Origin of the sequence: Leifsonia shinshuensis (assembly GCF_014217625.1) — a bacterium.
Classification (GTDB): domain Bacteria; phylum Actinomycetota; class Actinomycetes; order Actinomycetales; family Microbacteriaceae; genus Leifsonia; species Leifsonia shinshuensis_A.
The window spans coordinates 354,197-380,580 of the sequence record NZ_CP043641.1 but is presented as its reverse complement, the minus strand read 5'-3'; the positions used below and the strand labels follow the sequence as shown (position 1 = coordinate 380,580).

At 70.6% G+C, this 26,384-nt stretch carries 21 protein-coding genes; 7 read left to right on the top strand and 14 right to left on the bottom strand.

All coding sequences use genetic code 11. The features are described 5' to 3' along the window. Positions 1–9 precede the first annotated feature (9 nt). Positions 10–990 carry an aldo/keto reductase gene (locus F1C12_RS01850; protein ID WP_374939569.1) on the bottom strand — a complete coding sequence of 327 codons (981 nt, stop codon included), beginning with the start codon at positions 988–990 and terminating at the stop codon, positions 10–12. Between the two features lie 53 nt (positions 991–1,043). On the opposite strand from F1C12_RS01850, the gene F1C12_RS01845 reads away from it, so the two are divergent. Beyond that, on the top strand, positions 1,044–1,577 hold the full coding sequence (locus F1C12_RS01845) for a dihydrofolate reductase family protein (protein ID WP_185277177.1): 534 nt from the start codon (positions 1,044–1,046) through the stop codon (positions 1,575–1,577). Between the two features lie 87 nt (positions 1,578–1,664). Here the strand turns inward: F1C12_RS01845 and dxs are convergent, their stop codons facing one another. From dxs to dut, 6 genes are all read right to left on the bottom strand, one after another. Then, positions 1,665–3,614 (bottom strand): 1-deoxy-D-xylulose-5-phosphate synthase, encoded by a 1,950-nt coding sequence (gene dxs / locus F1C12_RS01840; protein ID WP_185277176.1) that lies wholly within the window; start codon positions 3,612–3,614, stop codon positions 1,665–1,667. A gap of 78 nt (positions 3,615–3,692) precedes the next feature. Then, positions 3,693–6,503, bottom strand: a complete 2,811-nt coding sequence (gene acnA / locus F1C12_RS01835; protein ID WP_308457998.1) for an aconitate hydratase AcnA — start codon at positions 6,501–6,503, stop codon at positions 3,693–3,695. Between the two features lie 140 nt (positions 6,504–6,643). Continuing rightward, the gene (locus tag F1C12_RS01830) at positions 6,644–9,016 is read right to left on the bottom strand and encodes an HAD-IC family P-type ATPase (protein ID WP_185277175.1); all 2,373 of its coding nucleotides are present in this window, start codon (positions 9,014–9,016) and stop codon (positions 6,644–6,646) included. A 24-nt stretch (positions 9,017–9,040) separates the two neighbouring features. After that, entirely contained in the window at positions 9,041–9,868 is an 828-nt protein-coding gene (locus F1C12_RS01825; protein WP_258046073.1) for a DUF3159 domain-containing protein, read from the bottom strand. Continuing rightward, positions 9,865–10,503, bottom strand: coding sequence for a DUF3710 domain-containing protein (locus F1C12_RS01820; RefSeq protein WP_185277174.1), 639 nt, complete (start codon positions 10,501–10,503; stop codon positions 9,865–9,867). The genes F1C12_RS01825 and F1C12_RS01820 overlap by 4 nt, the downstream gene beginning before the upstream one ends. Next, complete coding sequence (gene dut, locus F1C12_RS01815; RefSeq protein ID WP_185277173.1) at positions 10,500–10,958, bottom strand: dUTP diphosphatase; 459 nt, start codon at positions 10,956–10,958, stop codon at positions 10,500–10,502. The genes F1C12_RS01820 and dut overlap by 4 nt, the downstream gene beginning before the upstream one ends. Before the next feature lie 39 nt (positions 10,959–10,997). Here dut and F1C12_RS01810 point away from each other — a divergent pair, with 39 nt between their 5' ends. After that, positions 10,998–11,444 (top strand): DUF3093 domain-containing protein, encoded by a 447-nt coding sequence (locus F1C12_RS01810; protein WP_185277172.1) that lies wholly within the window; start codon positions 10,998–11,000, stop codon positions 11,442–11,444. Between the two features lie 47 nt (positions 11,445–11,491). Here the strand turns inward: F1C12_RS01810 and F1C12_RS01805 are convergent, their stop codons facing one another. Continuing rightward, complete coding sequence (locus tag F1C12_RS01805) at positions 11,492–11,785, bottom strand: DUF4193 domain-containing protein (protein ID WP_179605681.1); 294 nt, start codon at positions 11,783–11,785, stop codon at positions 11,492–11,494. A 205-nt stretch (positions 11,786–11,990) separates the two neighbouring features. Here F1C12_RS01805 and sepH point away from each other — a divergent pair, with 205 nt between their 5' ends. Next, on the top strand, positions 11,991–13,157 hold the full coding sequence (gene sepH, locus F1C12_RS01800) for a septation protein SepH (RefSeq protein WP_185277171.1): 1,167 nt from the start codon (positions 11,991–11,993) through the stop codon (positions 13,155–13,157). A 10-nt stretch (positions 13,158–13,167) separates the two neighbouring features. Here sepH and F1C12_RS01795 read toward each other — a convergent pair whose 3' ends face one another. Beyond that, positions 13,168–14,292 carry an alkaline phosphatase family protein gene (locus F1C12_RS01795; RefSeq protein ID WP_185278722.1) on the bottom strand — a complete coding sequence of 375 codons (1,125 nt, stop codon included), beginning with the start codon at positions 14,290–14,292 and terminating at the stop codon, positions 13,168–13,170. Between the two features lie 90 nt (positions 14,293–14,382). Between F1C12_RS01795 and F1C12_RS01790 the strand changes: the two genes are divergently transcribed. After that, complete coding sequence (locus F1C12_RS01790) at positions 14,383–16,857, top strand: DNA gyrase/topoisomerase IV subunit A (protein ID WP_185277170.1); 2,475 nt, start codon at positions 14,383–14,385, stop codon at positions 16,855–16,857. A gap of 198 nt (positions 16,858–17,055) precedes the next feature. Here the strand turns inward: F1C12_RS01790 and F1C12_RS01785 are convergent, their stop codons facing one another. Further along, complete coding sequence (locus F1C12_RS01785) at positions 17,056–19,140, bottom strand: DNA gyrase/topoisomerase IV subunit B (protein ID WP_185277169.1); 2,085 nt, start codon at positions 19,138–19,140, stop codon at positions 17,056–17,058. 226 nt (positions 19,141–19,366) lie between these two features. Between F1C12_RS01785 and F1C12_RS01780 the strand changes: the two genes are divergently transcribed. Genes F1C12_RS01780 through alr form a run of 3 tightly spaced genes read left to right on the top strand, consistent with a single transcriptional unit; the run spans position 19,367 to position 21,461 of the window. Next, positions 19,367–19,603, top strand: a complete 237-nt coding sequence (locus tag F1C12_RS01780; protein ID WP_055915732.1) for a DUF7455 domain-containing protein — start codon at positions 19,367–19,369, stop codon at positions 19,601–19,603. 35 nt (positions 19,604–19,638) lie between these two features. Continuing rightward, positions 19,639–20,388: an alanine racemase C-terminal domain-containing protein gene (locus F1C12_RS01775; RefSeq protein ID WP_258046072.1), complete on the top strand. Its 750-nt coding sequence runs from the start codon at positions 19,639–19,641 to the stop codon at positions 20,386–20,388. Beyond that, the gene (gene alr / locus F1C12_RS01770; RefSeq protein WP_185277168.1) at positions 20,385–21,461 is read left to right on the top strand and encodes an alanine racemase; all 1,077 of its coding nucleotides are present in this window, start codon (positions 20,385–20,387) and stop codon (positions 21,459–21,461) included. The genes F1C12_RS01775 and alr overlap by 4 nt, the downstream gene beginning before the upstream one ends. Here the strand turns inward: alr and F1C12_RS01765 are convergent. The 4 genes from F1C12_RS01765 to F1C12_RS01750 all read right to left on the bottom strand — a co-directional run bounded on the left by F1C12_RS01765 (position 21,458) and on the right by F1C12_RS01750 (position 26,342). Continuing rightward, on the bottom strand, positions 21,458–22,186 hold the full coding sequence (locus tag F1C12_RS01765; RefSeq protein WP_185277167.1) for a type 1 glutamine amidotransferase: 729 nt from the start codon (positions 22,184–22,186) through the stop codon (positions 21,458–21,460). The two genes, alr and F1C12_RS01765, sit on opposite strands and share 4 nt — an antisense overlap. Then, a complete protein-coding gene (locus F1C12_RS01760) occupies positions 22,183–23,457 on the bottom strand; it encodes a MurT ligase domain-containing protein (RefSeq protein WP_185277166.1) in 1,275 nt (424 codons plus the stop codon). The genes F1C12_RS01765 and F1C12_RS01760 overlap by 4 nt, the downstream gene beginning before the upstream one ends. Position 23,458: 1 nt before the next feature. Then, positions 23,459–24,799, bottom strand: coding sequence for an RNA polymerase sigma factor (locus tag F1C12_RS01755; RefSeq protein WP_185277165.1), 1,341 nt, complete (start codon positions 24,797–24,799; stop codon positions 23,459–23,461). Between the two features lie 202 nt (positions 24,800–25,001). Further along, positions 25,002–26,342, bottom strand: coding sequence for an MFS transporter (locus tag F1C12_RS01750; protein WP_185277164.1), 1,341 nt, complete (start codon positions 26,340–26,342; stop codon positions 25,002–25,004). Between the last annotated feature and the right edge of the window lie 42 nt (positions 26,343–26,384).

Below are 26,384 nucleotides of genomic sequence, written 5' to 3'. Positions count from 1 at the left end.
GGCGGTCCGCTACTTGTTGAGCGGGCTCATGTCCGCGTAGCGGTCGCCGACCGGGGCGGCCACGGCGTCCAGGCGTGCGAGTTGCTCCGGCGTGAGGTCGAGTTCGGCCGCCGCCACGTTCTGCTCCAGGTTCTCGACACGTCGCGTGCCCGGGATGGGGGCGAGGTCGTCGCCGCGCGACAGCAGCCACGCGAGCGCCACCTGACCCGGCTTCGCGCCGGCCTCGCGCGCGACCTCGTCCACCTGCTCGACGATGCGGATGTTCGCCTCCAGGTTGTCGCCCTCGAAGCGCGGGTTGAAGCGGCGGAAGTCGTCCTCGGCGAGCTGGTCGAGCGAGCGGATCGAGCCGGTGAGGAAGCCGCGGCCGAGCGGCGAGTACGGCACGAAGCCGATCCCGAGCTCTCGCACGGTGGGCAGCACCTCGGCCTCCGGGTCGCGCGTCCAGAGCGAGTACTCGGTCTGCACAGCGGTCACCGGGTGCACCGCGTTGGCGCGCACGATGGTCTCCGGCGCGGCCTCCGACAGGCCGTAGTGGCGGATCTTGCCCTCCTCGATGAGCTCCTTGAGCGCGCCGACGGTCTCCTCGATGGGCGTGCCCGGGTCCATCCGGTGCTGGTAGTAGAGGTCGATGCGGTCGGTCTGCAGCCGCTTCAGCGAGCCTTCGACCGAGAGCCGGACGTTCTCGGGCGAGCCGTCGAGGCCGCGCTCGCCCTTCGACCGGTGCAGGATGGTGCCGAACTTGGTGGCAATGACCACCCGATCGCGCCGCCCGCCGGCGAAGGCGCGGGCCAGCAGCTCCTCGTTCGTGTACGGGCCGTAGATCTCCGCGGTGTCGAAGAAGGTGACGCCCAGGTCCATGGCCCGGTGGATGGTCCGGATCGAGCCGGCGTCGTCGTCGCCGGCTCCGGTGTAGAACGCGCTCATGCCCATGCAGCCGAGGCCGAGCCGCGAGACCTCGAGCTTCTCCGTTCCGAGAGTGATCGTCATCAGAGTCATGAAGCCCACGATATCCCCGTGTCCCCGGCGGCTGGTACGGTCGCCGCATGGCCCTCACGAAGTACTACGTCGCTTCCTCCATCGACGGCTTCATCGCCGATGTGCACGACCGCATCGAGTGGCTGATGCAGTTCGGCTTCGAGGAGTTCGACGAGCACTACCAGCAGTTCATCTCCGGCATCGGCGCCCTGGTGATGGGCGCGACGACCTACGAGTTCGTGCTCGGCGAGCAGGGGCCGTGGCCGTACCAGGACATCCCGACGTGGGTGGTCACGCACCGTACGCTGCCGGTCCCGGAGGGCGCGGTCGTCACCTTCTTCTCCGGCGACATCGGCCAGCTCGACGCCGAACTCCGGGATGCGGCCGACGACCGCGACGTGTGGATGGTCGGCGGCGGCGCGCTCGCGGCCCAGTTCGCCGACCGCGGGCTGATCGACGAGCTGCACATCACCTACGTGCCGGTGCTCGTCGGCTCGGGCAAGCCGCTGCTCCCGGTCGCCGAGGCGAGTCGTCCGCTCGTGCTCTCCAGCTCCAAGACGTTCCCCTCCGGCGCCGTCGAGCACGTCTACCGCTTCGCCTGACCGCGCGCCACTACGCCGAAGGGCACCAAAACGCCCCTAAACGGCAGTTTTAGGGGCGTTTACGTGCCCCTCGGTGACGCGGCGCGCTCAGGCGCGGCGCTTTTTGGCGGGGACGTCCTCGGTGGGCTCCTCGGCCGGCAGCGGGCGGGCGATCGGGATGCGGCTGCCCAGCACCTGCGCGACCAGGTCGCGCGCGATCTTCTGCGGCGTGAGCCCCGCCTCGTCCAGGATCTGGCTGCGCGTGGCGTGGTCGATGAACGCGTCCGGCAGGCCGAGCTCGTCCACCGCCGTGTCGATCCCGGCCTCGCGGAGGTCCTGGCGCACACGCGTGCCGATTCCGCCGACCCGGATGCCGTCCTCGATCGTCACCACGATGCGGTGGTCGGCGGCCAGGCTCAGGATGCTGCGCGGCACCGGGACGACCCAGCGCGGGTCCACGACGGTCGCGCCGATCCCCTGCGCCGCCAGCCGGTCGGCGACCTTCAGCCCGAGGTCGGCCATGGGCCCGACGGTCACCAGGAGCACGTCCTTGCTGTCCGACTCGCGCAGCACGTCCACGCCGTCCTCCAGCCGCCGCAGGGCCGGGATGTCGGCCTGCACGTCGCCCTTCGGGAACCGCAGCACGGTGGGCGCGTCGTCGACCGCGACGGCCTCCGCCAGCTCCTCGCGGAACCGGGAGCCGTCGCGGGGAGCCGCGAGCCGGATGTTCGGGACGACCTGCAGGATCGCGAGGTCCCAGATCCCGTGGTGGCTCGGCCCGTCCGGACCGGTGACCCCTGCGCGGTCGAGCACGAACGTGACGCCCGCCTTGTGCAGCGCGACGTCCATCAGCACCTGGTCGAAGGCCCGGTTGATGAAGGTCGCGTAGATCGCGACGACCGGGTGGAGGCCGCCGTAGGCGAGCCCGGCAGCGCTCGTGGCCGCGTGCTGCTCGGCGATGCCGACGTCGTGCACGCGGTCGGGGAACCGCTCGGCGAACCGGTGGAGGCCGGTCGGCCGCAGCATGGCGGCGGTGATGCCGACGATCTTCGGGTTCTTCTCGGCGAGCTTCACGATCTCGCGGGAGAACACATCGGTCCAGCTCTGCCCCGTGGAGCTCTCGAGGGCCTCGCCGGTCTCCGGGTCGATCTGGCCGACCGCGTGGAACTGGTCGGCGGCGTCGCGCAGCGCCGGCTCGTAGCCGCGGCCCTTCTGCGTGATCGCGTGCACGATGACCGGGGCGCCGTAGTTCTTCGCCTGGCGCAGCGCCTCCTCCATCGCCTCGATGTCGTGGCCGTGCACCGGCCCGATGTACTTGATGTCGAGGTTCGAGTACAGCGACTCGTTGTTGGAGAACCGGCTGAGGAAGCCGTGCAGGCCGCCGCGGATGCCGCGGTAGAACGACTGGCCGGGCGCGCCGAGCTTGTCGAAGGCCTTGCGGCTGGTCAGGTAGAGGTTGCGGTAGCCGCGGCGCGTGCGCACCGTGTTGAGGAAGCGCGCCATCCCGCCGATCGTCGGGGCGTAGGAGCGCCCGTTGTCGTTGACGATGATGATCAGCCGGCGGTTGTTGTCGTCGGAGATGTTGTTGAGCGCCTCCCACGTCATCCCGCCGGTCAGGGCGCCGTCGCCGACGACGGCGACCACGTGCCGGTCGTTCTGGCCGGTCATCTCGAAGGCGCGCGAGATGCCGTCCGCCCAGCTCAGCGACGACGACGCGTGCGAGCTCTCGACGATGTCGTGCTCGGACTCGGAGCGCTGCGGGTAGCCGGCGAGGCCGCCCTTCTGGCGCAGCCGGGAGAAGTCCTGGCGGCCGGTGAGCAGCTTGTGCACGTACGACTGGTGCCCGGTGTCGAAGACGATCGCGTCCCGCGGCGAGTCGAACACGCGGTGGATGGCGATCGTCGTCTCGACCACGCCGAGGTTCGGCCCCAGGTGGCCGCCCGTCTTGGCGACGTTGGCGACCAGGAACGCCCGCACTTCGGCAGCGAGCTGGTCGAGCTCCCGTTCCGTGAGCCGGTCGAGATCACGCGGCCCGTGGATGGTTTCGAGGATGCTCATGGATTTCAGTGTAGAACCGTGTGAATCGGAGGAGGCTCGGAACCGACGATCCCGAGCCTCCCCTTGACAACGGTCTGGTTACACCAGGCTCCGCAGGACGTACTGCAGGATGCCGCCGTTGCGGTAGTAGTCGGCCTCACCCGGGGTGTCGATCCGGACGACCGCGTCGAACTCGACGACCTGCTTGCCGGCGGGCGACTGCTCGGTCGGCTCGGCGACGACGTGCACGGTCTTCGGCGTGCGGCCCTCGTTGAGCTCTTCCAGCCCGGTGATCGAGAACGACTCGGTCCCGTCGAGCCCCAGCGAGTCGGCGTTCTCGCCGGCCGGGAACTGCAGCGGGACGACGCCCATGCCGATCAGGTTCGAGCGGTGGATGCGCTCGAAGCTCTCGGTGATCACCGCGCGGACGCCCAGCAGGCTGGTGCCCTTCGCCGCCCAGTCGCGCGACGAGCCGGAGCCGTACTCCTTGCCGCCGAGCACGACCAGCGGGGTGCCCTGCGCCTGGTAGTTCTGCGACGCGTCGTAGATGAACGACTGCGGGCCGTCGGCCTGGGTGAAGTCGCGGGTGTAGCCGCCCTCCACTCCGTCCAGCAGCTGGTTGCGCAGGCGGATGTTCGCGAACGTGCCGCGGATCATCACCTCGTGATTGCCGCGGCGCGAGCCGTAGGAGTTGAAATCCTTGCGGTCGATGCCGTGCTCGTTCAGGTACTGGCCGGCCGGGCTGTCCGCCTTGATGGAGCCGGCGGGCGAGATGTGGTCGGTGGTGACCGAGTCTCCGAGCTTCGCCAGCACGCGGGCGCCCGTGATGTCGGCGACGGGGGTGGTCTCCAGCGTCATGCCCTCGAAGTACGGGGGCTTGCGCACGTAGGTCGACTTCTCGTCCCACTCGAAGACCGAGCCGGTCGGGGTCGCCAGCGACTTCCAGCGCTCGTCGCCCTCGAAGACCGACGCGTACTGGGTCACGAACATGCCCTCGTTGATCGAGGAGTCGATCGTCTGCTGCACCTCGGCGGCGTCCGGCCAGATGTCCTTCAGGAAGACGTCGTTGCCGTCGGCGTCGGTGCCCAGCGGGTCCACCTCGAAGTCGAAGTTCATCGACCCGGCGAGCGCGTAGGCGATGACCAGCGGCGGGCTCGCCAGGTAGTTCATCTTCACGTCGGGGTTGATGCGGCCCTCGAAGTTGCGGTTGCCCGAGAGGACGGCCGTGACGGCGAGGTCGCTGTCGTTGACCGCTGCGGAGATCTCGTCCAGCAGCGGGCCCGAGTTGCCGATGCAGGTCGTGCAGCCGTAACCGACCGTGTAGAAGCCCAGGGCCTCCAGGTCCTTGGTCAGACCGGCCTTCTCGTAGTAGTCGGTGACGACCTTGGAGCCGGGAGCCAGCGTGGTCTTGACCCACGGCTTGGCCTTCAGGCCCTTCGCGGCGGCGTTGCGGGCCAGGAGGCCGGCGGCCAGCATGACCGAGGGGTTGGACGTGTTCGTGCACGAGGTGATCGCCGCGATGGCGACCGCGCCGTGGTCGATGACGAAGTCCGTGCCGTCGCCCAGCTTCACCGGGGTCGGGTTGGAGGCCGTCTTCGGCGCATGGCTGTGGTGCGTGTGCACGTGGTGGCTGTAGGAGTCCTCCGGCTGCAGCTCGCCCGGGTCGGAGGCCGGGAACGACTCCGAGATGGTCAGGTCGACCAGGTCGTGCGAGATCTCGGCGTAGTCGGTGAGGTCCTTCTCGAACTGGGTCTTCGCCGCGCTCAGCTCGATGCGGTCCTGCGGGCGCTTCGGGCCGGCGATGGACGGGACGACCGTCGCGAGGTCGAGCTCCAGGTACTCGGAGAAGACCGGCTCGTTGGCCGGGTCGTGCCACAGGCTCTGCGCCTTCGAGTACTCCTCGACCAGGGCGACCTGCTCCTCGCTGCGGCCGGTGAGGCGCAGGTAGTCGAGGGTCACGTCGTCGATCGGGAACATCGCGGCGGTGGAGCCGAACTCCGGGCTCATGTTGCCGATGGTGGCGCGGTTGGCCAGCGGGACCTCCGCGACGCCGGCGCCGTAGAACTCCACGAACTTGCCGACCACACCGTGCTTGCGCAGCATCTGCGTGATGGTGAGCACGACGTCGGTCGCGGTCACGCCGGTCGGGATGGCGCCGGTGAGCTTGAAGCCGACGACCTTGGGGATGAGCATGGAGACCGGCTGGCCGAGCATGGCCGCCTCCGCCTCGATGCCGCCGACGCCCCAGCCGAGCACGCCGAGGCCGTTGACCATGGTGGTGTGCGAGTCGGTGCCGACGCAGGTGTCCGGGTAGGCGAGCAGTTCGCCGCCGACCTCGCGGGTCATGGTGACGCGGGCCAGGTACTCGATGTTCACCTGGTGGACGATGCCGGTCCCCGGCGGGACGACCTTGAAGTCGTCGAACGCGGTCTGGCCCCAGCGCAGGAACTGGTAGCGCTCGCCGTTGCGCTCGTACTCGATGTCGGTGTTGCGCTCCAGCGCGTTCTCGGTGCCGAACAGGTCGGCGATGACGGAGTGGTCGATGACCATCTCGGCCGGGGCGAGCGGGTTGATCTTGTCCGGGTCGCCGCCGAGCGCCGACACGGCCTCGCGCATGGTGGCGAGGTCGACGATGCAGGGGACGCCGGTGAAGTCCTGCATGATGACGCGGGCCGGGGTGAACTGGATCTCGGTGTCCGGCTCGGCCGCCGGGTCCCAGCCGCCGAGGGCGTTGATGTGGTCGGCGGTGATGTTGGCGCCGTCCTCGGTGCGCAGCAGGTTCTCCAGCAGCACCTTGAGGCTGAACGGGAGCTTCTTGTAGCCGTCGACCGTGTCGATCTTGAAGATCGTGTAGTCCTTCGACCCCACCGTCAGGGTGCTCTTCGCACCGAAAGTGTTTACAGCTGACACTGTGCCTTCTCCTTCGTCGGCAGGCGAGATCCCGCGCGCCGTGTCCATCTTCGTCATGCTTCGACGTCCCGTTCCAGCAAGGTAACCCTAAGTCATCGTCTCGGGAAAGTATCTTGACGTCGAGATAAAATCTAGCACGTTCAGACCCGGTCGAACACCAGGCCGCGCCGCCGGGCGAACCGGTAGAACAGCTCGATGCCGGCCGATCCCACGGCGCCTACCGCGATCCCCCAGAGCAGCGCCGTGTCGAGGGAGAGGTGCATTTCGAAGAAGCTCGCGGTGCCCGGGATGACGCACACCAGCACGAAGGCCGCCGCCACCCCGCCGAGCAGGAACCACCGCCAGGTCGTGAGCGGCCGGGTGAGCACGCACAGGATCCACAGCGACACGCAGAACAGCGCGAGGGTGGTCACGCTGCGCGCCTCGTGCAGCGGGATGGACTTGTGCAGCGGCGCGTATGCCACGACCGCCGTGAGCCCCGCGATGACACCGGTCGGGATCGAGTACCGCAGGATGCGCGAGAGCACGCCCGGCGTGTAGATGCGCTTGTTCGGCGCCAGCGCCAGGAAGAAGGAGGGGATGCCGATGGCGAGCGTGGAGACCAGCGTGAGCTGCCGCGGCAGGAACGGGAACGGCCAGAGCACCACGGCGCTGAACAGCGCGAGCAGGATGCCGTAGACCGTCTTCGCCAGGAAGATGTTGGAGACGCGCTCCACGTTGGCGATGACCCGCCGGCCGGAGGCGAGCACGTCCGGCAGCCGGTCGAACCGGTTGTCGAGCAGCACCAGCCGGGAGACGGCCTTGGTCGCCGCCGTCGCCGTCCCCATCGCGATGCCGAGGTTGGCGTCCTTGATCGCCATCGCGTCGTTGACACCGTCGCCGGTCATCGCGACCGTGCGGCCCTGCTGCTGCAGAAGGCCGACGGCCGTCCGCTTCTGCTCCGGGCTGACCCGGCCGAAGATGCTGGAGCGCTCCAGCGCCGCGGCCAGCTCCTCGTCGGTATGCAGCGTGGACGCGTCGACCGCCTCCCCCTCCATGTTCAGCGCGCGTGCGACGGCCTCCACCGTCACCGGGTTGTCGCCGGACATCACGACCACGCGCACGGCCTGCTCGCCGAAGTAACCGAGCGTCTCCGGCGCCTCCGGTCGCAGGGTCTCGCCGAGCACGACCAGCAGGGCGGGCTCCACCCGCACGTCGCCGAGCGGGACGTGCGTGCCGTGCGGGAGCGGGTCGATCGCCCGCGCGAGGGCGAGCGTCCTGCGCCCGGTCGACGCGATCGCCGTCGCGCGCCGGAGCGCCTCCTCGTGACCGGCGAGCACGCGCTCGGGGGCGCCGAGCACCCAGGCGGTCTCCTCGCCGTCCACACGCATGACCAGCCCGCTGAACTTGGTGGCCGAGCTGAACGGGATGCGCCGCTCGACCCGGAACCGGTCGCTCCGGAACCCGGTCGAGAGGATGCCGGAGGTCGCGTTCCCCGTGTCGTCCGCGCCGAACGCCGCGAGGGCGATCTCCGCCAGCTCGGCCGGGACCTCCCCGATCGGCTCCGTGCCCTCCAGCACCAGCTCGCCGCTGGTGAGCGTCCCCGTCTTGTCGAGGCAGAGCACGTCGACGCGCGCGAGCACCTCCACCGCCGCGAGCTCCTGCACGAGCACCTTGCGCGCGGCGAGCTGGATGGCGGCGACGCCGAAGGCGAGGCTGGTCAGCAGCACCAGCCCCTCAGGGATCATCCCGACGACGGCAGCGACCGCGTCGAGCAGTGCGCGCCGCCAGCGCGTGTCAGTGAAGAGCTCGTTGAACCCGCCGTACGCGAGCACCCGGCCGATGATCGTCACCAGGATGATCGGCCCGAGGATCCAGGACAGGTAGACCAGGATGCGGTTGGTCGCGTCGCGCAGCTCGGAGTGCACGAGCGAGTGCCGGCGGATCTCGCTGGTCAGCTTGCTGGCATAGGAGTCGGCGCCCACGGCCGTGACGATCGCATAGCCGGTGCCGGTGGCGACATGCGAGCCGGAGAGCAACTGAGCGCCCTCGTCCTTGAACACCGGGTCGGACTCCCCCGTCAGCAACGACTCGTCCAGCGAGAGCCCTGTGCTCTCGGCCACGACGGCATCGGCGGGGATCTGGTCGCCAGGGCGCAGCACCAGGAGGTCGTCGAGCACGACGTCCTCCAGCGCGATCGCGACCACCTGCCCGTCGCGCCGGACCCGGCTCTCGGGCGCCGCGAGCAGCGCGGCCCGGTCGAGCACGCGCTTGGCCCGCAGCTCCTGCACGATCCCGATCAGCGCGTTGACGACGACGACCCCGTAGAAGAAGCCGTCGCGCAGGTCGCCGAGCAGCAGCACCGCGATGAAGCAGCCGGTGAGGATGCCGTTGAACAGCGTGAAGATGTTCTCGCGCAGGATGTCGGAGATCGACCGCGACCCCGGCTGGCGCTGGAGGTTGACCCGGCCGTCCGCCCTGCGCTCCGCCACCTGCGCGGCGCTCAGCCCCTCCCTGGTGCGCGCGTCGAGCATCCTCCCCCTCCTGGACTCGTGCGCCTAAACGGCGCTGTCGCCTTGCGGCTTCTTGGCCTGCGACTGCGGCTTCTGCGGGAACTGCCCCTTCACCACGAACCAGGTGATGAGCAGCAGCGGAGCGTAGAGCGGGACGCCCATCAGGAGCTTGGTGAGGGCGAGGGCGCTGGTGGCCGCGTCGGTGTGCGCCAGGTAGAGCGGCACCTGCACGAGCAGCCGCGCGGCGAAGAGCAGGAACCAGAGGAACGTCAGGGCCTGCATCACCCGGAACTTCGACTTCACCGACCGCCAAGCCAGCCCGTCGCCCATCAGGTAGCCCGCCGCCAGGCCGATCAGCGGCCAGCGGATCAGGATGGAGATCAGGAGCGCGGCGGCATAGGCGGCGTTCGTCCAGATCCCGAGGATGAAGTTGTCCTCGCCGCGCCCGGTGATGAGCGCGAAGATCGCCGACAGCCCGACGCCGATCAGCCCTGCGAGCGCCTGCGTGACCGGCGTCTTGCCGACGATCCGGACCACGGTGAAGACGACGGCGACGGCGACCGAGATGCCGATCGAGAGCGGGACGTTCTGTGTGAACGTGAAGACGATGAGGAAGACCAGGCCGGGGAGGATGGTCTCCAGCAGGCCGCGCACGCCGCCGAGGGCGGACAGCAGCGCCATGCCGGTCGGCGTCTCGCCGTCGACCAGCTGGCCCATGCCGGAGTTGCGCGCGGCCTTCGCCAGGCTCTCGCCGAGCGTGGAGGCGACCGGGTCGCGCTCCTGGTCGGCGGCCTGCGCCTGGTCGGCGGCCTGCGCCTCCTCGGCCCGCTCGGGCTCGTGGTGCTGCTCGGTCACGTCTCGACCACCGCTCACAGCGAGCTGTATCCGCTGTCGCCGGCGCTCGGGGCCGACGGCATGCGCAGCGGGATGAGGTCCCGGGGCGGCATCGGGGTGTTGCCGCGCACGACCACGATGCTGCGGAAGAGGTCCTCGACCAGGGCCGCGGCCTCCGGCTTCACGGCCGCGTCGCCGGCGATCACGCCGCGCAGGAACCAGCGCGGGCCGTCGACGCCGACGAAGCGCGCGACGCGGGTCTCGCCCGGGGCGCCCTGCGGAGCGGCGACGGGGATCTCGGCGACCAGCTCCGGGCCGAACACACCGTCGCGCTCGCTCACGCGGCCGCCCTGGCGCTGCACCTGCTCCGCGATCTGGCCGCGGATCTCGTGCCACAGCCCGGTGGAGCGCGGAGCGGCGAACGGCTGCACCTGCAGCGTCGAGTTCGCGTAGTCGAGGCCGACCGCGACGACGCGCTGCGACTCCTCCTCGACCTCCAGGCGGAGGTGGAGGCCCTCGCGCGGCAGGATCTTGACGCCGCCGAGGTCGACGTAGGGACGGACCGGGTTCGCCTCGCTGTCGTCGAGGGGACCTTCCGTCTCCCGATCCTCCGGCGCGGACTTCTCCACGTCCTGAGGCTCGGCCTCGCCGGGGGTGTCGATGCTGTCGGTCAAGCGTGCTCTCCTGCCTGGGTGACGGTGTAGCCGGACGAGCCGAAGCCCGCGGTGCCGCGGTGGCTGTCCGGGAGGGTGTCGACGGGGATGAACCGGGCCTGAGCGACCGGCATGACGATCAGCTGCGCGATCCTGTCGCCGACGGCGATATCGTACGACATCGACCTGTCCGTGTTCAGGACGGTCACCTTGATCTCGCCGCGATAGCCGGCGTCGACCGTGCCGGGGGCGTTGACGATGGTGATGCCGTGGCGCATGGCCAGGCCGCTGCGCGGCACCACGAAGCCGAGGTAGCCCTCCGGCAGCGCGATCGAGACCCCGGTCGGCACGGTGTGCCGCTCCCCCGGGGCCAGCGTGACGGGCTCCGCTGCGCACAGGTCCGCGCCCGCGTCACCGGGGTGGGCGTACACGGGGAGGCGGTCGGCGATGATCGGGACGTCCACGGATTCGGTCACGTGTCGAGGGTAGTGCACGAAGGATGATCGAATAGTCCTATGGACCTCTACCGAGAACGGCTCTGGGCGACCCCCTGGCTCTTCATCTCCACCATCCTCGTCGTGCCCGCCGTCATGCTCGTCTTCGCGCCGATCAACTTCGCCGTCGGCGTCGTGCTGGCGATCGTCTTCTACGCCGCGATCGTGATCGCGCTGCTCGCCTCCGCCCCGGTGATCCGGGTCACAGCGGCCGAGCTCACCGCCGGGCACGCGAAGATCCCGCTGGAGTTCATCGGCGAGCCGCGCTCGTTCACCGGCGAGGAGGCGACGATGGAGCGCGGCCAGCGGCTGGACGCCCGTGCGTGGCTGCTCATCCGCGGCTGGATCAAGCCGGTCGTGAAGGTCCCCGTGCTGGACGTCGACGACCCGGCGCCCTACTGGCTGATCTCAACAAGAAACCCGGACCAGCTGGTCCGGGTTCTCGATGAGGCCCGACGTCCTCTGTAGTCCCTTTCGCAGGGACTGCTCGGCGTCGTAGCGGTGCGGTGCGTCGCTCAGGCGGCGCACTCCATGCAGATCGGTCCGAGCTTGGTCTCGTGGTCGATCTGCGAGCGGTGCTTCACCAGGAAGCAGCTCACGCAGGTGAACTCGTCCGCCTGAGGAGGCAGCACCACGACGTCGAGGTCGAGGTCCGACAGGTCGGCACCGGGGAGCTCGTAGCCGCCCGGGTTGTCGGCGTCTTCGACGTCGACGACACCAGACATCTTGTCCGGAACTCGCTCCTTGAGGGCCTCGATCGACTCGGAGTCGTCCTCGGTCTTCCGCGGTGCGTCGTAATCCGTTGCCATGCCCATCCACTTCTCGTCGTAACGGCCGATTCTCGCAATCGGCGGCCATAGTTTGCATCAATCGCCTGCGAATAGCAAAACCACGCAGGAGCCTCTCAGCGTTTGCTCGGTGTTCAACTTCCGGCACGCCCGCGGTATTCCCCGGAAGTCCCCCATTCCCGTGGCATTCTGGGCCGGAACGAACGCGAGCTCGGAAGGCATCACAATGCAGGATTTGAAGGTCATCGGGGTCGAGAACGGTGCGATCGTCGCCGTCGGCGACGACGGTGAACGCTTCCGCATCGCCGTCGACGACACGCTGCAGTCGAAGATCCGGCAGGTGCGTCAGCAGGCGTCCGCCGAAGTCCCCAAACTGTCTCCGCGGGAGATCCAGGCCCACATCCGCTCCGGGATGTCCGCCGACGACGTCGCCGCCGTCACCGGCGCGCCCCTGGACTACGTCCAGCGCTTCGAGGGCCCGATCGTGGCCGAGCGCGAGCACGTCGTCGCGAGCGCCCTCAGCGTCCCCGTCCGCACCGCCGCCGAGGTCGACCCGCTGGGCGACCCCGACACGTTCGGCTCCGTGATCCGCGACCGCCTCGCCTCCCTCGGCGTCGCCGGGGAGCGCTGGGCGAGCTGGAAGGACGTCGAGACCGGCTGGATCGTGAAGCTCGAGTTCACCGCCGACGAGATCGACCACGACGCCCGCTGGAGCTACGACCTCCGCAAGCACGCCCTCGCCCCGCTCAACTCGGAGGCGACCACGCTGTCGCAGGCCGGCGAGCTGCGCGGCGGCGCGCTGATCCCGCGGTTGCGCGCCGTCCTCCCCAACGAGGGCGAGCCCGACAACTCCCGCTTCGACAGCGGCGCCTTCACCTTCCCGGCCCCGGGAGTCGACCTGCTCGGCCCGGAGGTCACCCAGCCGCTCGAGCCGCTGGAGCCGCACGCTCCCGGCCGCGCCAGCAACTCCATCGCGGTCTCCGCGATCAAGCGCGCGGACGAGACGCCGCGCGACCTGCACCAGACGGCGGACCTCCTGGAGGCCCTGCGCCGCCGCCGCGGCGAGCGCGAGGCGGCCTCCTACGACGAGCCGGCTCCGCGGAACGACCGAGGCGACCGGAGCGGCCGCCACGAGCAGGTCGAGCAGCCGACGCTCCTCGACCCGATCACCCCGTTCCGGGTGGTCGAGGAGACGATCACGGTCATCGAGGAGTTCGGCCCTCCGCCGGCCGCGCCCTCCACCCCGGAGAACAACGCTCCGACGCCTCCCCCGTCGCTGTCCTCCACGCAGGAGCAGACCCCGGTCTCGACCGGGCGCCGCAAGGGGCGTGCCGCGATGCCGAGCTGGGACGAGATCGTCTTCGGCGCCCGCACGGACGACGACCTGGCGTAAGGCCCAGCGCCTACGCTGCCGCTCCGAACCGCAGCAGCGGCACCCGGGTCTCCTCGACCGTGAGCGAGCCGTGCTGGCCGATCATGCTGCGCCCGGTGCGCTGCGGGTCGCGCGAGTCGTAGTAGGCGATGCGCTTGCGAGCCGCCACCAGCACGTCGCCGATCCGCGGAGCGACCTCCGGGGCCACGACCGGCCCGAACCAGCCCGCCGCGATCGCCTCGTCACGGGTCGCGACCCAGGAGCGGCCGCCCTCCACCTCGAGCCAGCGGGCGGCGACGTCGTCGGCGCTCGCGCCCCCCTCTGTATAGAGGTGCAGCAGGCGCGGCTCGCCCGCGATCTCGGCCACGCCCTCCAGGAGTTCGGGCGCGGTGTCGAAGAGCACGTGCCCGCTCTCGGGGATGTCGACGATGCCGTGGTCGGCGGTCACCAGGACGCCCTGGGCAGGGCCGAGGGAGGCCGCCAGGCCGGCGACGAGCGCGTCCAGGGTCTCCAGCTCGGCCGTCCACCGCGGCGACTCCCAGCCGCGCGCGTGGGCGGCCTGGTCGAGCTCGGCCACATACAGATAGGTGAGGGACGGCCCCGGCGTGCGCAGGATCGCCCGCGCCGCGTCGAACCGGTCGGCCATCGTGCGGCCGCCGATGAACTCGGCGCCACGGAGCACCGCGTGCGTGAAGCCGGAGTCCGCGTACGCCGGGACGCCGATGGCGTAGCAGGCGACACCGTCCGCCGCCGCCCGTTGGAAGACCGTCTCGGCGCGCTGCCAGGTGGCCGGGTCCATCCGGTCGTCCCAGCCGTTCAGCTGGTTGGTCAGCCGGCCCGCGTCGTCGCGGACCCGGTAGCCGACGAGGCCGTGCTCCCCCGGTGTCGTCCCGGTCGTCAGCGTCGCCAGTGCGGCGGCCGTCGTGGTCGGGAAGCCGGCGTCGATGGTGGTCGTCTTGGCCAGCCGGGAGGCCAGCGTCCTGGCATGCCCCTCGCGGGCGCGGAGGGCCGCGGCGCCGAGGCCGTCGACCACCACGACCACGACGTGCTCCAAAGCGGGCAGCTCGAGGTCGTTCGGCTCCCCGCGCAGCGCCCCCAGCGAACTCGGCATTACCGTGGCGAGGCTCGCTCGGGTGGTGAACGCGGCCGGTAGCATGGGGGGCATCCGGCCCAGTCTGTCACAGCTGGACGGACGGGAGCCGTCGAACCGGCGCGCCTCCTGCCGCCCCACACACCGAATGCACGAATGACACCAGCAGACGATCAGGCCCCTACGACGGAACGCATCGAAGACGTCGACGTCACGACCGAGATGCAGGGCTCGTTCCTGGAGTACGCATACTCCGTCATCTACTCCCGGGCGCTCCCCGACGCCCGCGACGGCCTGAAGCCGGTGCAGCGGCGCATCCTCTACATGATGACCGAGATGGGCCTGCGCCCGGACCGCGGTCACGTGAAGTCGGCGCGCGTCACCGGCGAGGTGATGGGAAAGCTGCACCCGCACGGCGACAGCGCCATCTACGACGCGCTCGTGCGGATGGCCCAGGACTTCACCCTCCGCGTACCGCTGGTCGACGGCCACGGCAACTTCGGCTCGCTGGACGACGGCCCCGCGGCCGCCCGGTACACGGAGGCGCGCCTCGCCGCCGCCGCGCTGGCCCTCACCGAGGACCTGGACGAGGACGTCGTCGACTTCGTCCCCAACTACGACAACCAGCTCCTGCAGCCTGACGTGCTGCCCGCCGCGTTCCCGAACCTCCTGGTCAACGGCGCCAGCGGCATCGCGGTCGGCATGGCCACGAACATGGCGCCGCACAACCTGGTGGAGGTCGTCGGCGCCGCCCGCCACCTCCTGGCCAACCCGGAGGCCACGCTCGACGAGCTGATGGACTACGTGCCGGGCCCCGACCTCCCGAGCGGCGGCACCATCGCCGGCCTCTCCGGCGTGCGCGACGCGTACGCGACCGGCCGCGGCAGCTTCAAGATGCGCGCCAAGGTGCGCGTCGAGTCCATCACCGCGCGCAAGAGCGGCCTTGTGGTCACCGAGCTGCCCTACGGCGTCGGCCCGGAGCGCGTGATCGAGAAGATCAAGGACGGCGTCAACGCCAAGAAGCTGAACGGCATCTCGGACGTCACCGACCTGTCCGACCGCCAGCACGGCCTCCGACTCGTCATCGGCATCAAGACCGGGTTCAGCCCGGACGCCGTCCTCGAGCAGCTCTACCGGCACACACCGCTGGAGGAGGGCTTCTCGATCAACAACGTCGCCCTCGTCGCCGGTGGCCCGCAGACCCTCGGGCTGCGCGAGCTGCTGCGCGTCTACCTCGACCACCGCGTGAGCGTGGTGACGCGGCGCTCGGAGTTCCGCCTCGCCCGCCGCAAGGAGCGCCTGCACCTCGTCGAGGGCCTGCTCATCGCGATCCTCGACATCGACGAGGTCATCCAGGTCATCCGCACCTCCGACGACACCGACCAGGCGCGCACGCGGCTGCAGCAGGTGTTCGACCTCAGCACGCTGCAGGCCGACTACATCCTGGAGCTGCGGTTGCGCCGGCTCACCAAGTTCTCCCGCATCGAGCTGGAGACCGAGCGCGACCAGCTGGCGGCCGAGATCGCCGAGCTGGAGGAGATCCTCGGCAGCAAGGCGCGGATCGAGGGCCTGGTCTCCGACGAGCTGGAGCAGGTCGCCGTGAAGTTCGGCACCCCGCGCCGCACGCTGCTCACCGAGGCCAAGCCGTCCATCGCCGGCGCCGGCTCGCGCAGCAAGGCGATGACGGTGCAGCTGGAGGTCGCGGACGTCCCGTGCCGGGTGTACCTCTCGACCACCGGCCGCATCCTGCGCGTCGATGCGGGCGTCGGCGAGGGCGAAGGACTCGACCGCATCCAGCCGCCGGCCCGGCGCAGCAAGCACGACGCCATCCTGTCGCGGCTGGACACCACGAGCCGCAGCGAGATCGGCGCGGTCACCGACCGCGGCCGGCTGATCCGGTTCTCGCCGGTCGACCTCCCGGCCGCCCCGCTCAACTCGGTGCAGCTCGGCGCGGGCGTGAAGGTGGGCGACTACCTCGCGCTCGCCGACCGCAAGGAGCGGGTGCTCGCGATCGTCTCGCTGGACTCCCCGCGCGCGATCGCCCTCGGCACCCGCCAGGGCGTGGTCAAGCGGGTCACGCCGGGCGACTGGGCGAACAAGCCGGAGTTCGAGGTCATCACCCTGAAGGCCGGTGACGCCGTCGTCGGAGCTGTGCAGTCGGCCGACGACGCCGAGCTCGTCTTCGTCTCCAGCGACTCCCAGCTGCTGCGGTTCTCCGCCGGCTCGGTGCGTCCGCAGGGCCGCGCGGCCGGCGGCATGGCCGGCATCAACCTGGCCGCCGACGCCCGCGTGGTGTTCTTCGGCGCGGTGGAGGCCGCGGAGCGCGAGGAGGCGGTCGTCGTGACCATCGCGATCAGCGACCAGACCCTCCCCGGAGCCGACCCCGGCAGCGGCAAGGTGAGCGACTTCGCCGAGTTCCCGGCCAAGGGCCGCGCGACCGGCGGCGTCCGCTCGCAGCGCTTCCTCAAGGGCGAGACCGAGCTGGCGCTCGCCTGGGTCGGCGCAGCGCCCGCCCTGGCGGTCGGCTCCGACGGCGCCCAGCGCGTCCTCCCCGAGGGCGGCGCCCGCCGCGACGGCTCCGGCACCCCCCTCGACATGGTCGTCGCCTCCATCGGCTCCCGTCTCGCCTGACGCCAACGGAGGACATCCGCGCCGGCCCACGGCGTGTCGGCAGCCACCGGAGGACATCCACCCCTCCCGGCCCCGCATCTCCTCCGCTACCGACGAACCCAGAGCCATGGTTAACGGAGGAGATCCCGGCCCACCGGGCCGGGATCTCCTCCGTTGACTGTTTCCGGCTGGCGTGTCGCCCCGGATCTCCTCCGATGCCTACGCGTCGATGCGCGCGCGGGAGAGGTCGTCGGCGCCCGCGATGATGAACTCCTTGCGGGGGGCGACGTCGTTGCCCATCAGCAGCTCGAAGACGCGGTTCGCCGCCTCGGCGTCGGAGACGCGCACACGGCGGAGGGTGCGGTGGGCGCGGTCCATCGTGGTCGTGGCCAGCTGGTCGGCGTCCATCTCGCCGAGGCCCTTGTAGCGCTGGATGGGCTCCTGGTACTTGCGGCCGCGCTTCTTGAGGTCGGCGAGCACGGCCTGCAGCTCCGCCTCCGAGTAGGTGTAGATCGTCTCGTTCGGCTTCGAGCCGGGGTTGATCGCGACGACGCGGTGCAGCGGAGGCACGGCCGCGAACACCCGGCCCTCCTCGATCATCGGCCGCATGTAGCGGAAGAACAGCGTGAGCAGCAGCGTGCGGATGTGGGCGCCGTCGACGTCCGCGTCCGACATGATGATGACCTTGCCGTACCGCGCGGAGCCGATCTCGAACGAGCGTCCCGATCCGGCGCCGATGACCTGGATGATCGCCGCGCACTCCGCGTTGGAGAGCATGTCGGAGACCGACGCCTTCTGCACGTTGAGGATCTTGCCGCGGATCGGCAGCAGCGCCTGGTACTCGCTGTCCCGCGCACGTCGCGCGGTGCCGAGCGCCGAGTCGCCCTCCACGATGAACAGCTCGCTGTTCGCCACGTCGCTCGACCGGCAGTCCACCAGCTTCGCCGGCAGCGAGGAGGTCTCCAGCGCGTTCTTGCGGCGCTGCGTCTCCTTGTGGGCGCGGGCCGAGATCCTGCTCTTCATCTCCGCGACGACCTTGTCGAGCACGAGCGCCGCCTGCGTCTTGTCGTCGCGCTTGGTCGACGTGAAGCGCTCGGCGAGGGCCTTCTGGATGACGTTGGCCACGATCGTCCGCACCGCGGGCGTGCCGAGGACTTCCTTGGTCTGGCCCTCGAACTGCGGCTCAGGGAGGCGGACGGTCAGCACGGCGGTGAGCCCCGCCATCACGTCGTCCTTCTCCAGCTTGTCGGTGCCCGCCTTGAGCCGCCGCGCGTTCTGCTCCACCTGCTGGCGCAAGAACTTCAGCAGCCCCTGGTCGAAGCCGGTCTGGTGGCTGCCGCCCTTCGGCGTCGCGATGATGTTCACGAACGAGCGCATCACGGTGTCGTAGCCGGTCCCCCAGCGCAGCGCGATGTCGACCTGGCACTCGCGCTTGAGCTCGGTCGGCACCATTGCGCCGCTGTCGGAGAGCACGGGAACCGTCTCGGTGAAGTGGCCCTCGCCGGTGAGCCGCCAGGTCTCGGTGATCGGGCTGTCCGGCGAGAGGAAGTCCACGAACTCCGAGATGCCGCCGTCGTAGCTGAAGGTGGTGCGCTCGCCCTCCGGGGACCGCTGGTCGTCGATCGTGATCGCGAGGCCAGGGACGAGGAACGCCGTCTGCCTGGCGCGCCCGATCAGGTCGTCCACCGAGAACGCGGCGCCCGCGGTGAACACCTGGCGGTCGGCCCAGTAGCGGATCCGCGTGCCGGTGACGCCCTTTCGGACCTTGCCGGCGACCCGCAGCTCGCTGCCGCTGACGAACGGCGCGAATTTCGCGTCGGGGCTCGGCGCGGCGGCGCCGTCGGAGAACACGCCCGGCTCGCCGCGGTGGAAGGACATCGCCCAGGTCTTGCCGTCGCGGTCGACCTCGACGTCGAGCCGCTCGGACAGCGCGTTGACCACGGACGCGCCGACGCCGTGCAGGCCGCCGGAGGCCGCGTAGGACCCGGTGCCGAACTTGCCGCCGGCGTGCAGCTTGGTGAAGACGACCTCCACCCCGGTCAGCCCGGTCTTGGGCTCGACGTCGACCGGGATGCCGCGCGCCTGGTCGCGCACCTCCACGCTGTCGTCGGCGTGCAGGATGACCTCGATCGCGGTGCCGTGCCCGGCGAGCGCCTCGTCGACCGAGTTGTCGATGATCTCCCACAGGCAGTGCATGAGGCCGCGGGAGTCGGTGGAGCCGATGTACATGCCCGGGCGCTTGCGCACAGCCTCCAGGCCCTCCAGCACCGAGAGGTGCCTCGCCGAATAGTCCGAGCTCGCCACGAGCGCTCCTTGTGTTCCGTGCGGTGTTCCGGGTCGCATGGCGCGCGAGACCGCGTGCCGTGCATCCTCCAGGTTACGTGCTGCCCGGGAGGTTCCCCGACCCGACACCCACGGGCCCCGATGCTTCGCGTTGAGCGAAATAGCAGCGGATACGCGCCTCGTCACAGGGATTACGTGGTTCTATAGACGTACCGAGTTCACCGGTTGCGACGGAAAGGAGCATCACATGTCTACTATCACCTCGGAGAACGGTGCGGTTGACGAGCTCGAGTCGGGGCCGCAACTGACGGCCGCGGACCGCTGCGACAGCTGTGGCGCTCAGGCGTACATCCGCGTCGTCGTCAACAACGGCGAACTCCTCTTCTGCGCCCACCACGGCAAGAAGCACCAGGAGAAGCTCTCGCAGATCGCGCACAGCTGGCACGACGAGACGGCTCGTCTCTTCGAAGAGCAGCGCGCCTAGGTCCTCGCGACCCACGCGAACGGGCTGAACGAGCGATGGCAGCAGCCACCGGCGTGCGCAGGCGCGCATTCGTCGACCTCGACGTCATCCGCTCGAACGCCACCACGGCGGCCACCGCGCCGCTCCCCGACTGCACCGCCGATCTCCGCGCGGACGCGTACGGGCACGGGCTCATCCCCGTCGCCCGGGCGCTGACCGACGCGGAGGTCGGCGGTCTTCTCGTCTCCCGGGTGGAGGACGCCGCGGCCATCGCCGACGAAGGCATCCCCGTGCCGGTGACCGTCGGCTTCCCGGCGGGACGCCACGCCAGCGGCCCCGCGCACCTGCTCGGCCCCGAGCTGCTCGGGCTCACCGACCTCGCGGGAACCGCCCCGGCGCTCCGCCTCACCGGCGAGATCATTGCGGTCAAGCGCGTCGGCGCCGATCGCGGCGTCTCCTACGGCTACACGTACCGCACCGAACGCCCCAGCACGCTCGTGCTGGTCGCGCTCGGCTATGCCGACGGCATCCTGCGCGTCGCCTCCAACAAGGCGCCCGTGCTGGTCGGCGAGACCACCGGCCGCATCACCGGCCGCATCGCCATGGACCAGTTCGTGGTCGACATCGGCGACGCCGGGGCGCAGCCGGGCGACCCGGTGGTGCTGTTCGGCGACCCGGCCCGCGGCGAGCCGTCGACGCTCGACTGGGAGGCCGCGCTCGGCGTGGCCGCGCCGGTCATCACGAGCCGGCTGGGCCGCCGCATCGAGCGCCAGTACGGCCATTGGACGAGAAGGGCCGCGCAGTGACGATCGTGGACGCCATCGCGGAGCCGCTCCCCCGCGCGGTCATCGACCTGGCCGCGCTGCGCCGGAACGTCGCGCACCTCAGCGCGCTGATCGCGCCGGCCGAGACCATGCTCGCGGTCAAGGCCGACGCCTACGGCCACGGCCTGCTGCCGATCGCCGAGGCGGGGCTAGAGGCGGGCGCGACCTCGCTCGCCGTGCTGGAGGTCCCCGCCGGGCTCGTGCTGCGCGCCGCGGGCGTCACCGTCCCGCTACTGGCCTGGCTGCACGGCGAGGACACCGACTGGCGCGCGGCTATCGAGACCGACATCGACCTGGGCATCTCCGCCCTCTGGCAGCTGGAGGCCATCGCGGCCGCGGGCGCCGACCGGCCGGCCGTCGTGCATCTCAAGGTCGACACCGGCCTCAGCCGCAACGGCGCGACCCGCGAGCAGTGGCCGCACCTCATCGACGCCGCGCTGGAGCTCCAGCGGCAGGGCGTCGTGCGCATCCGCGCGGCCTGGTCGCACCTGGCCGACGCCTCCCTCGCGGACGACGAGGCCGCCCTCGCGGAGTTCCGCAGCGCGGTCGCGGAAGCCGAGGAGCGCGGCGCGCGGTTCGAGATCCTGCACCTCGCGGCGAGCTCCGCGGGCATCCGCATGCCGGAGGCGCGCTTCGACCTGGTCCGGTTCGGGATCGCCGCCTACGGCTTCTCGCCGTTCGACGACACGACCGGAGCCGAGCTCGGGCTGGAGGCCGTGATGCGCCTGGAGGCCCCGGTCGTGGAGATCCACGTCGGCGGCACCACGCACGCCCGGCTCGGCATCGGTTACGGCGACGGCGTCCCGGTGCTCGGCATCGCCAAGACCTCGGTCCTCCTCGCCGGCCAGCGCTGCCGCGTGCTCGAGGTCGACGTGGACACCATGCTCGTGGACGCCGGCGCGGCGCGGGTCGCCGTGGGCGACACCGCCGTGCTCTTCGGCTCCGGCCGCGACGGCTCGGTCACCGCCGAGACGTACGCCGACTGGGCCGAGACCATCGCCGACGAGATGATCACGGGCGTCGCCGTGCGCGTCCCCCGGGTCTACGAGAATTAGAGCGCGACGTTGAGGCGTGCGGCGATGGCTCGGCGCGCGTTCGCGGCGTAGCGGTCGACGCGCTCGGTCTGCGGGACCGGAGCCACCTCGCCGCGCAGGGCGGTCTGCAGCATCCGGTCGGCCAGCACGGGGTTCATCGGGAGGACCGGGCCGTGCAGGTGGGTGCCGATCGCGCTCCCGAGCACGACGCCCTCCGTCTTGTCGCCGTTGCCGAAGCCGCTCACGACCTCTCCGAGCGGAGTCGCGCCTACGGCGTCCGGGCTGAGTGTCGTCGTGGCCGAGTGGTTCTCGAAGCCCGCGAGCGTGACGCCGTCGGCCATCCGCACGACGACCTCCGCGACGTGACGACGCGAGCCCAGCACGGCGCGGGTCGGGAAGACCCCGGCGCCGGCGAGCGTCTCGCCGTCCGGCGTTTCGATCTCCTCGCCGAGCAGCTGCCAGCCGCCCGCGATCGCGAGGATCGGGACTCCGGAGTCGCGCCACTGCCGCAGCCGCGGCGCGATCCGCGCCACGTCACCGACGACCGCGCGCTGCGACGACAGCGGGCCGGAGCCGATGTGCACGATGTCGGCGCTGGCGGGCAGTTCGGCGCCCGGCGCGTGCTGGACGATGTCGACGTCCACGCCGCGCCAGCGCGCGCGCTCGGCCAGGGCGAGCACATTGCCTGCGTCGCCGTTGATCCCGAGCTCGCGCGGGTAGAGGTGCAGGATGCGGAGGACGGTCACTTCTCGCCGCCTTCCAGGTCGAGGAAGCCGAGCTGCTTGCGGATCGCCATCATCTGTTCGTAGTTCACGATCATGGTCTTGGTGCCGCGGGACGGCTTCGGGAGGGCGAGGAACGCCTGCAGCGCGGGCCGCAGCTCCGGCATCACCTGGTCGACCTCGATCCCGGCGTAGGCGAACCGCGTCGCGAACTGCCAGGCCTTCGTGCCGGAGACGATGTCGACGTGCTCCAGCTTGGAGAGGTCGATGTCGTAGACCCAGGACGGGTCGGGCGTGCCCTCGTCCACCGCGACGAAGACCTGCTCCGGGCTGTGGCTCAGGTAGTCGAGGTTGAGCTGGAGGCTCGGCGGGTTCTTCATCATGATGATCTCGATGTCCTCGTCGCCGACTTTCAGCGTCTCGCCGCGGCCGTAGACCGTGCGCAGCGAGCTCATCGCCGCGACCACGGCCTCCGACCGGAACCGGTCGCCCAACGCCCGCCGGGCCATCGCGGTCGCGCCGGCGGCGTCCACCGCGTAGTGGAGGCCGCGCGCGGGCAGGCCGATCCGGATGGACTCTCCGCCCATCGTCAGCTGCGCGCTCTGGGTCTCCAGCTTGCTGACGAACACCGCGGGCACCGGGAGGGCGCCGGCGGCGACGCCGGAGAGGTCGGCCACGTTGGCGAGGCCGTTGGGCGAGGACTCGATGATGGCGGGGGCCACGGCGAAGGTCGTCACGTCACGACCCGATGCCGCCAGCTCCGCACCGACCCGGGCCAGGCTGTCGTCGTCGGCGTTCACCACGACGAACTCACTGGAGCGCTCCGCGATCGTGCGCAGCATCCCGATCACGCGGGTGGGCTCGAAGAAGCGGTTGAGCTGGTCGATCTGGACGTTCAGCAGCAGCGATCCGCGCGGCTTCAGCACGGTCGCGAGGTCGACCCCGTACGCCTCGTCCACCTCGATCACGCCGACGTCGCCCCGCACGTAGCCGTCGAGCGGCACGTCCGCGAGCAGCGCGGAGGCGATCCCCTGCGGCAGGTTGCCGCCGGACGGGTTGGTGAAGACGTTCAGCCCGTGCTCGCGCAGGATCGCGGTGAGCATGTTCGTGGTCGTCGACTTGCCGTTGGACCCGGAGACGAACACCACACCGAGCGGGAGGCGGCTGACCGCGCGCTCCAGGAACTTCGGCGCGATCGCGAGCGCGACCCGCCCCGGCACCGCGGAGCCGCCTCCCCGCAGGCGCAGCAGCCAGCGGGCGAGGCGGCCGGCGATGACCGCCAGTCGGTAGCGCACCTTACTCGAGGTAGTCGCGCAGCGACTGCGAGCGGGACGGGTGGCGCAGCTTCGCCATCGTCTTCGACTCGATCTGCCGGATGCGCTCCCGCGTCACGCCGAAGGTGTCGCCGATCTGGTCGAGCGTCTTCGGCATGCCGTCGCCCAGGCCGAAGCGCATGCGGATCACGCCCGCCTCGCGCTCGGACAGGGAGTCGAGGAGGCTCTCCAGCTGCTTCTGCAGCATGGTGAAGCCGACCGCGTCGGCCGGCACGACCGCCTCGGTGTCCTCGATCAGGTCGCCGAACTCGCTGTCGCCGTCCTCACCCAGCGGGGTGTGGAGCGAGATGGGCTCGCGACCGTACTTCTGCACCTCGATGACCTTCTCCGGGGTCATGTCGAGCTCCTTGGAGAGCTCTTCCGGAGTGGGCTCGCGACCGAGGTCCTGCAGCATCTGGCGCTGGACGCGGGCGAGCTTGTTGATGACCTCGACCATGTGCACCGGGATGCGGATGGTACGGGCCTGGTCGGCCATCGCGCGGGTGATCGCCTGACGGATCCACCAGGTGGCGTAGGTCGAGAACTTGAAGCCCTTGGTGTAGTCGAACTTCTCGACGGCGCGGATCAGACCGAGGTTGCCCTCCTGGATCAGGTCCAGGAACTGCATGCCGCGGCCGGTGTAGCGCTTGGCGAGGCTGACCACGAGGCGCAGGTTGGCGCCGAGCAGGTGGCTCTTGGCGCGCTGGCCGTCGCGGGCGACCCAGCGCAGCTCGCGCTCGAGCTCCTTGGGCATGTTCGGGGTGTTCGCGAGCTTGTCCTCCGCGAACAGACCGGCCTCGATGCGCATCGCGAGCTCGACCTCCTCCGCGGCGTTCAGCAGCGGGACCTTGCCGATCTGCTTCAGGTAGTCCTTGACCGGGTCGGCGGTCGCGCCGGTGATCGTCGTGGAGTACACGGGGACGTCGTCGTCCTCGTCCACGGCGCGCAGCACGAGCGCGTCGGTCGGCAGCGGGGCGTCGGCCGCGGCCTGCACGGCAGCGCTCTCGCCCTTCGGGCCGGACCCCTCGGCGTCGTCGGCCTCGGCGTCGTCGCCCTCGGACTCGTCGCCGTCGGTGGCGTCGTCGGTCTCGGCCGCGTCGTCGCCCTCTGCCGCGTCGTCCGCGTCGATCTCGACCTCGGCGTCCTCGTCGAGCTCCTCGTCGTCGTCGCCCTTGGCCTTGGTGGCGGCCTTCTTGGGCGCGGCCTTCTTCGCCGGAGCCTTGGCCGTCGTCTTCTTCGCCGCGGGCTTGCTGGCCGCAGCGGTCTCCTCGGTCTCCTCGACCGCCTCGGCCTCGCGGGCCTTGGTTGCTGCACGGGTTGCCATGTGCCTACCTTCCATACAAGCGTGGGCCAAACATCCCCACGTAAGCGCAGTACTCGGGGCGGGAGGACTCTGGTACGTCCCCCGTTGCGCCCGCCTGAGGTCGCGTGCGGACATTACTAAGACCCATGTCAAGCCTTGGGCTGTCGCGCCGGGCACCATCGAGTGCTCCGACCCCAAGAACATGAACGGGTCCAGGTATCAATTATTGCACGTTCTCGCCAGGCTCCCGACCATCTCGCCTGCGCCAAGCGTCAACCAATGCAACCCACAAGGGGCCCACTTCTATTCCCTCCTCCTCCGCGAGCCGGCGGCGGGTGCGTCGGCGGGCCCGGACGAGGAAGACGACGCCGATGCCCACGATCACGTACTGCACGGCGAACGCCCAGCGGAAGGAGTCGAGCGCGTAGAGTCCGGCGACCGTGTGCGCGGTGTTCTGGGCGTCGAGAGCGACGCCGATCAGGAACATCATCACGAAGCTGGCGAGGAAGCCGCCGACGTTGACGATGCCGTTGGCGGAGCCGAGGCTGTGCAGCGGGTTGGAGGTGCGCGCGAAGTCGAAGCCGATCAGCGAGCCGGGCCCGCCGATCCCGATCGCGACGAGCAGGAGGATGAGCAGCCACAGGGGCGGCGTCCCCGGCCAGAGCAGCACGAGCGCCCAGACCAGCCCCATCATCCCGACGATCGCGAGCACGAGGTTGCTGCGCCGCAGCGGGAAGCGCGCGGTCAGCAGGCCGAGGATCGGGCCGGCGATCAGACCGGCGACGACCGAGACGATGAGGAGGCCGCTGGCCTCCGACGGATCGATGCCGAGCGCGAACACCATGAACGGCAGGCCCCACATCAGGCTGAACACGGTGCCGGAGGACTGCGTCGTGAAGTGCGACCAGAACCCGAGCTGTGTGCCGGGCCGGGCGAGGCTGATCCGGAGCTGGCGCATCGACTCGCCCCAGGTCGCCGGGCGCGGCCCCTCGCTGGAGCCCACCGGCCGGTCGCGGATGGCCGCGACGATGCCGACGAGCGCGACCACCGAGACCGACGCGGCGCTGAGGAACGCGGGCGTCCAGCCGGACTGGTGCAGGAGCAGGGCGAACGGGATGGCGGACAGCACCTGGCCGAGCTGGCCGATGTTGCCGATCCACTGCGAGAGCTGCGGCACGATCCGGCCGCGGAACCAGGAGTTGACCAGCCGCATGAGCGAGGTGAACACGGTCGCGTCGCCCGCCCCGACGAGGATGCGGCCCACGATCGCCAGCGTGATGGTCGGCGCGAACGCGACCGTCACCTGGCCGAGGACCATCAGGGCGGTTCCGGCGATCATCAGCGCGCGCGATCCGACACGGTCGATCAGCACGCCGACGGGCACCTGCATCGCCGCGTAGACGATCAGTTGGACGACCGCCATCGACGAGAGGACGGCGGCGGAGACGTGGAACCGCTCGGTCGCGGCGACGCCGGCGACGCCGATGCTCGTGCGCTGCATGACGGCGACGAGGTAGGCGAAGACTCCGATCCCGAAGATGACCCAGGACCGACGCGAATTCACCCCACGATCCTATGCCCGCCCCGTAGCGGATGCCGCGGCGGG

Bases quoted from the DNA above. Each gene is read 5' to 3' on its own strand.
- F1C12_RS01790 (WP_185277170.1), top strand. From the start codon at position 14,383: ATGACACCAGCAGACGATCAGGCCCCTACGACGGAACGCATCGAAGAC.
- F1C12_RS01805 (WP_179605681.1), bottom strand. From the start codon at position 11,785: ATGGCAACGGATTACGACGCACCGCGGAAGACCGAGGACGACTCCGAG.
- sepH (WP_185277171.1), top strand. From the start codon at position 11,991: ATGCAGGATTTGAAGGTCATCGGGGTCGAGAACGGTGCGATCGTCGCC.
- F1C12_RS01845 (WP_185277177.1), top strand. From the start codon at position 1,044: ATGGCCCTCACGAAGTACTACGTCGCTTCCTCCATCGACGGCTTCATC.
- F1C12_RS01795 (WP_185278722.1), bottom strand. From the start codon at position 14,292: ATGCTACCGGCCGCGTTCACCACCCGAGCGAGCCTCGCCACGGTAATG.
- F1C12_RS01755 (WP_185277165.1), bottom strand. From the start codon at position 24,799: ATGGCAACCCGTGCAGCAACCAAGGCCCGCGAGGCCGAGGCGGTCGAG.
- dxs (WP_185277176.1), bottom strand. From the start codon at position 3,614: ATGAGCATCCTCGAAACCATCCACGGGCCGCGTGATCTCGACCGGCTC.
- F1C12_RS01830 (WP_185277175.1), bottom strand. From the start codon at position 9,016: ATGCTCGACGCGCGCACCAGGGAGGGGCTGAGCGCCGCGCAGGTGGCG.
- F1C12_RS01775 (WP_258046072.1), top strand. From the start codon at position 19,639: ATGGCAGCAGCCACCGGCGTGCGCAGGCGCGCATTCGTCGACCTCGAC.
- F1C12_RS01780 (WP_055915732.1), top strand. From the start codon at position 19,367: ATGTCTACTATCACCTCGGAGAACGGTGCGGTTGACGAGCTCGAGTCG.
- F1C12_RS01810 (WP_185277172.1), top strand. From the start codon at position 10,998: ATGGACCTCTACCGAGAACGGCTCTGGGCGACCCCCTGGCTCTTCATC.